The organism is Corallococcus exercitus, from assembly GCF_003611585.1.
In the GTDB taxonomy this organism is placed as follows: Bacteria; Myxococcota; Myxococcia; order Myxococcales; family Myxococcaceae; genus Corallococcus; species Corallococcus exercitus.
In genome coordinates this window covers 1-5,464 of the sequence record NZ_RAVW01000545.1, presented here as the reverse complement: position 1 = coordinate 5,464, position 5,464 = coordinate 1, and the positions used below count along the sequence as shown (strand labels likewise).

The window sequence follows — 5,464 nt, the reverse complement described above, 5'->3', positions numbered from 1 at the left end:
GGCGGCGGGAGGGCGGGACGGCCAACTCGCCGTGACACGCGGGTGAAGCCGCCTACTCCAGGTCGCGGCTTCGCGGGTGGCGCACGTCCTTGCCGCGCACCATGTAGATGACCATCTCCGCCACGTTGAGCGCGTGGTCGCCAATGCGCTCCAGGTGCTTCGCGATGAACATCAACGCCGTGGCCCGGCGGATGTTGCGCGAGTCCTCCATCATGTACGCCAGCAGCTCGTTGAAGATCTTCAGGAAGAGGGCATCCAGGAGGTCGTCCCCCTTGAGGACGTCCTCCGCCTTGGCCGCGTCCCCGGACACGAACGCGTCCAGCGCCTTCTTCACCTGCTGCTGCGCCAATTCCGCCAGCTTCGGCGTGTCCACGTAGGGCGCCAGCGGCGGGACCTGGTTCAGGTCCATGGCGCGCTCGGCGATGTTCACCGCCAGGTCGCCGATGCGCTCCAGGTCGGTGACGATCTTCAGCGCCGTGGTGATGAGGCGCAGGTCGGAGGCGGCCGGCTGGCGCAGCGCGAGGATGCGGCGGCACAGGTCGTCGATGTCGACCTCCAGCCGGTTCACCTCGCGGTCCGCGCCCACCACCTGCTCCGCCAGCGCCGAGTCGCGCTCGGTGAGGGCGCGGGTGCTGTGCGCGATGAGGGTCTCCACCTTGGCCCCCATGGCGAGCAGCTTCTCGCGCAGGTTGCGCAGGTCCTGCTCGAATGCCTTGTCGGTGTGAATGGCCGCCATGTCGTCCTGTTCCGTCGCGGGGAGGTTCAGCCGAACTTCCCGGTGACGTAGTCCTCCGTGCGCTTCTCGTGGGGATTGGTGAAGATCTGCTCCGTGGGACCGCACTCCACCAACTCCCCCATGTAGAAGAAAGCCGTCCGGTCGCTCACGCGCGCGGCCTGCTGCATGTTGTGGGTCACGATGGCGATGGTGTACGTGGCCTTGAGCTCGTGGATGAGCTCTTCAATCTTGGCCGTCGCGATGGGGTCCAGCGCGGACGCGGGCTCATCCATGAGCAGCACCTCCGGCTCCACCGCGAGCGCCCGCGCGATGCACAGGCGCTGCTGCTGACCGCCGGACAGGCCCAGGGCGCTCTCGTCCAGCCGGTCCTTCACCTCGTCCCACAGCGCGGCGCCGCGCAGGGACTTCTCCACCCGCGCGGCCAGCTTCGCCTTGTCCTTGAGGCCGCCCACGCGCAGGCCGTAGGCGACGTTCTCGAAGATGGACTTGGGGAAGGGGTTGGACTTCTGGAACACCATGCCCACGCGCCGGCGCAGGTCCACCACGTCCAGGGCGCGGTCATGGATGCTGCGGCCATCCAGGAACACGCTGCCGTCGTGGTTCGCGCCGGGGATGAGGTCGTTCATCCGGTTGAGCGAGCGCAGGAACGTGGACTTGCCGCAGCCGGACGGGCCGATGAGCGCCGTCACCTTGTTCTCTGGGATGGCCAGGCTCACCTGCTTGATGGCCACCTTGCTGCCGTAGCGCAGGGTGAGCTCGCGGGCTTCCATCTTGTTGCGCGGCGTGGCGGAGGAGAGGGGCATGGGCGGATGAAGGAGCGTCAGTGGCCGGCCGCGGCCTTGCGGCGCGTGCGCGTGCGGATGATGACCGCGACGAGGTTCAGGGCGAAGGTGAGCAGCAGCAGCACCAGCACCGTCGCGTACAGCAGCGGACGGGTGGCCTCCACGTCCGGCGACTGCGTAGCCAGCACGTAGGTGTGGTAGCCCAGGTGCATGAACTGCGAGTTCAGGCTCGTGGGCAGGTCCGGCAGGAAGTAGGCCGCGCCGGTGAAGAGGATGGGCGCCACCTCGCCCGCGCCTCGGGAGATGGCCAGCACCGCGCCGGTGAGGATGCCCGGCAGCGCGCCCGGCAGCACCACCCGCGCCAGCGTCTGCGACTGGGTGGCCCCCAGCGCGAGGCTCGCGGTGCGGTGCTCCTGCGGTACGGCGCGCAGGGCCTCCTCCGTGGACACGATGACGACGGGCAGGGTGAGCACCGCGAGCGTCAGCGACGCCCACAGGATGCCCGGCTGGGCCCAGTGCAGCTCCTGATAGCCCAGCGCGTGATCCAACCCCTTGCCCACGAAGAGGATGAAGAAGCCCAGGCCGAAGAGGCCGAACACGATGGAGGGCACGCCCGCCAGGTTCGCCACCGCCACGCGCACCGCGCGGGCCAGGAGGCTGCTGGGGGAGGCGTATTCGTGCAGGTACACCGCCGTCAGCACGCCCACCGGCATCACCGCCAGGGTCATGAGCAGCGTGAGCGCCGCGGTGCCGAAGAGGGCGGGGAAGATGCCGCCGCCCATCATCCCGTCCGTGGGCGCCTGGGAGAGGAACTGCCAGGAAAGGTGGCTCCACCCGCCCCGGACGACGTCCAGGAGGATGAGGGCCAGCATCGCGACCATGATGAACGCGGCCAGCCCCGTGAGCGACACGAGCGACAGGCCCACGACCTTGCGCGTGGTGTGCTTCACCCCGCACCTCCCTTGAGCCGCTGGATGACCTTCTTCGTCCACATCCCCGCCAGCATGTTGAGCACGAAGGTGAAGACGAACAGCTCCACGCCAATGAAGAAGAGCAGCGCGTAGTGCGGGCTGCCCACCACCACCTCGCCCATCTCCGCGGCGATGGTGGCGGACAGCGAGCGCACGGAGTCCCCCAGGTTCCAGGACACGATGGCCGCGTTGCCGGAGGCCATGAGGACGATCATCGTCTCACCGATGGCGCGTCCGAAGCCCAGCACGCACGCGGCGAGGATGCCGGGGGCCGCCGCCGGGAGCACCACCTTCCACGCCGTCTCCCAGGGCGTGGCGCCCAGGGCCAGGGACGCCTCGCGGTAGCTGCGCGGCACGGCGGTGAGCGCGTCCTCCGTCACCGTGAAGATGACCGGCACGATGGCCAGCGCCAGGCCCAGGCCGGCCACCACCGCGTTGAGGCGGGACGTGAAGCCGAAAGTGTCCTGGAGGAACGACGCCATCACCATCAGCGCGAAGAAGCCCAGCACCACGGACGGGATGCCGGCGAGCAATTCGATGGTGGGCTTGAGCACCTCGCGCAGGCGGCGGGGGGCGAACTCCGCGGCGAACAGCGCGCCGAAGATGCCCAGGGGCACCGCCACCAGCATGGACACGGCCGTCGTCTTCAGCGTGCCGATGAAGAGCGGAATCATGCTGACCTTGGGCACGCTGGACACCGGCTGCCAGACGTAGGCCAGGGGCTTTCCCTTCCGCACCAGCTGCGGGAGGAACATCTTGGAGAAGCTCGCCTCGTCGCGCGCCGCCGCGTCGGTGACGAGCAGCAGCGCCTCCTTCGCCACGAAGACGAGGATGAGCACCAGCGCGGCGATGCCGGTGAAGGCCACCGCCGTGATCAGCGCGGCGATGGCCTTCTCCTTCAGCTGCCGTCGCCGGGCCGCGGGCGACAGCGTGGGCAGCGCCACCGGGGGCGCGAGGTCCTGCTCCTGCATGACGGCCTGTCTATCCAACATGGGACCCCCGCGCCGGGTGACAATCGTGTGACGCCGACTACTTCACAGGGAAGTAGCCGACCTGGGTGACGATGGCCTGACCCTCGGCGGACAGCGCGAAGTCGATGAAGGCCTTGGCCTCACCGGAGGGCTTGTTGCGCAGGTAGAAGAACAGGTCGCGCGACAGCGGGTACTTGCCGCTCTTCACGTTCTCCGCGGTGGGGGCGAAGGCCTCGTTGCCCTTCTTCACCTTCAGCTCCTTGATGCCCTTGGCGTACGCGGCGCCGCCGTAGCCGATGCCGTTCTTCTCCTTGGAGACCGCGTTGACGACGGCGGCGGTGCCCGGGAGCGTCTGCGCGGCAGCGGCGAAGTCATCCCCGCCCAGCACGGTGTCCTTCACGAACACGTAGGTGCCGGAGGAGTTCTCACGCGAGTACAGGACGATGGGAGCATCCGCGCCGCCCACGGCCTTCCACGAAGTGGTGTCGCCCAGGTAGATGTCCTTGAGCTGCTCGATGGAGAGCGCGTCCACCTTGTTGGACTCGTTGACGTAGAAGGTGACGCCGTCCTTCGCCACGGACACGGAGGAGGGAGGCGTGTTGTAGCGGGCGCGGAGCTTCTCCTCCTCCGCCTCCTTGATTTCGCGGCTGGACATGGCGATGTCGGTGGTGCCGTTCTGCAGGGCCGCCAGGCCCGTGCCGGAGCCGCCGCCCGTCACTTGAATCTTGGTGGCGGGGTTCTTCTTCATGAACGCCTCCGCCCAGCGCTGGGCGAGGATGACCATGGTGTCCGAGCCCTTCACCGTCACCGTGCCTGCCTGGGCGGAGAGCGGGAGGACGGCGAGCCCGAAGGCGACGAAGCTTGAGAGCAGAGTCTTCTTCATGGGGTGTCTCCTCTAGAAACGTGCCTGCATCTGCAGGGTGAACAGGTTGTCGTGCGGGTCCAATGCCTGGGCCACGGCGTGCGTCATGGGGATTTCGTAGACGGCGGAGACCTTCAGGTTCTCCCCGAAGTGGTGCTGGACGACGAAGCCCACGGTGTCGACGGCGTTGTCCGCGCCCGGCACCTCACCCGCGGCCAGGTCCGTCTGGCCGTTGTGCGGGTCGAAGGTGTCGTAGCGGATGGCCACCGCGTCGTTGAGGCCGATGTTCTGGACGAGCAGCAGGTACCAGCCGTGCGCGGGCACATCCAGGTGGGTGGCGTTGTTGGCGGCGCCGTAGGTGCGGCCCGCGATGAACTCGCCCTTGATGGACGTGCCGCCCAGGGGCACCACGTCGAAGTAGGCCTGGAGGTCCGCGCCGATGCGGGTGCGATCGTAGGCGTGGCGGAAGGTGTCCGTGGGCAGGCGGCCCAGGTCATGGCCGTACCAGCCGGAGATGCCGCCCGCGAGCCACTTCAAGTCGAAGCCCAGGTGGGCGACGAGGTCCTTCTCCTTGTCGTTGTCCTGGGTGGTGCCGCTGTCGGTGCCGTTGCCGTCGAAGAGGCCCACGGCGAGGCGCAGGAACTTGTAGCGGCCGTTCACCTTGGCGCCGCGGTCACGCTCGCTGGGGAGCATGTTGCGCACCACGCGGCTGCGCTCGGGGAACTCGCGGTCGCTGGAGGACTGGGGGCCTTCGTAGCCGAAGGGCCACTTCATCTGGCCCAGCGTGACGGACAGCTGCTGCTTCGTGCCGGGGACGAAGAGGGTGGCCTCCGCGTCCTTGAGCGTCACGCCCGCGGGCACCGCGTCGATCTGCAGCATGTACTGCGACCACTCGGTGGTGTACGTGGCCTTCAAGCGGCCCCGGCGGACGCCGAAGCGGCTGTAGCCGCCCGCGCCGCTGTCATCCAGGTCCTGCTGGTACTGGTAGCGGCCCTGGACGTAGCCGGAGATGCGCAGCTTCTTGAGGGCGGACAGGTCGTTCTTCGTCTCCGTGTTCTGCTCCTCCAGGGCCTCCACGCGGTGCTCGTCCGCGGTCAGTCGCTCGTCGATGGAGGGCGAGCCTTCCGGGACGGTGGGGGCAT

At 68.4% G+C, this 5,464-nt stretch carries 6 protein-coding genes; all 6 read right to left on the bottom strand.

From position 1 onward, the window contains the following. Window positions 1-52 precede the first annotated feature (52 nt). A complete protein-coding gene (phoU, locus tag D7W79_RS38165; protein ID WP_120530177.1) occupies window positions 53-736 on the bottom strand; it encodes a phosphate signaling complex protein PhoU in 684 nt (227 codons plus the stop codon). A 26-nt stretch (window positions 737-762) separates the two neighbouring features. Further along, the gene (gene pstB / locus D7W79_RS38160; RefSeq protein ID WP_171436306.1) at window positions 763-1,506 is read right to left on the bottom strand and encodes a phosphate ABC transporter ATP-binding protein PstB; all 744 of its coding nucleotides are present in this window, start codon (window positions 1,504-1,506) and stop codon (window positions 763-765) included. 50 nt (window positions 1,507-1,556) lie between these two features. Then, on the bottom strand, window positions 1,557-2,468 hold the full coding sequence (gene pstA / locus D7W79_RS38155; protein ID WP_120530175.1) for a phosphate ABC transporter permease PstA: 912 nt from the start codon (window positions 2,466-2,468) through the stop codon (window positions 1,557-1,559). Then, the gene (gene pstC, locus D7W79_RS38150) at window positions 2,465-3,460 is read right to left on the bottom strand and encodes a phosphate ABC transporter permease subunit PstC (protein WP_208729949.1); all 996 of its coding nucleotides are present in this window, start codon (window positions 3,458-3,460) and stop codon (window positions 2,465-2,467) included. The genes pstA and pstC overlap by 4 nt, the downstream gene beginning before the upstream one ends. A 58-nt stretch (window positions 3,461-3,518) precedes the next feature. Beyond that, window positions 3,519-4,343: a phosphate ABC transporter substrate-binding protein gene (locus D7W79_RS38145; protein ID WP_120530174.1), complete on the bottom strand. Its 825-nt coding sequence runs from the start codon at window positions 4,341-4,343 to the stop codon at window positions 3,519-3,521. 12 nt (window positions 4,344-4,355) lie between these two features. Further along, window positions 4,356-5,464, bottom strand: a 1,109-nt coding sequence (locus tag D7W79_RS38140; RefSeq protein ID WP_120530173.1) for a porin, incomplete at its 5' end; no start/stop codon positions are given.

Coding starts and splice junctions, on each gene's coding strand:
- D7W79_RS38145 (WP_120530174.1), bottom strand. CDS start 4,343: ATGAAGAAGACTCTGCTCTCAAGCTTCGTCGCCTTCGGGCTCGCCGTC.
- phoU (WP_120530177.1), bottom strand. CDS start 736: ATGGCGGCCATTCACACCGACAAGGCATTCGAGCAGGACCTGCGCAAC.
- pstC (WP_208729949.1), bottom strand. CDS start 3,460: ATGCAGGAGCAGGACCTCGCGCCCCCGGTGGCGCTGCCCACGCTGTCG.
- pstB (WP_171436306.1), bottom strand. CDS start 1,506: ATGGAAGCCCGCGAGCTCACCCTGCGCTACGGCAGCAAGGTGGCCATC.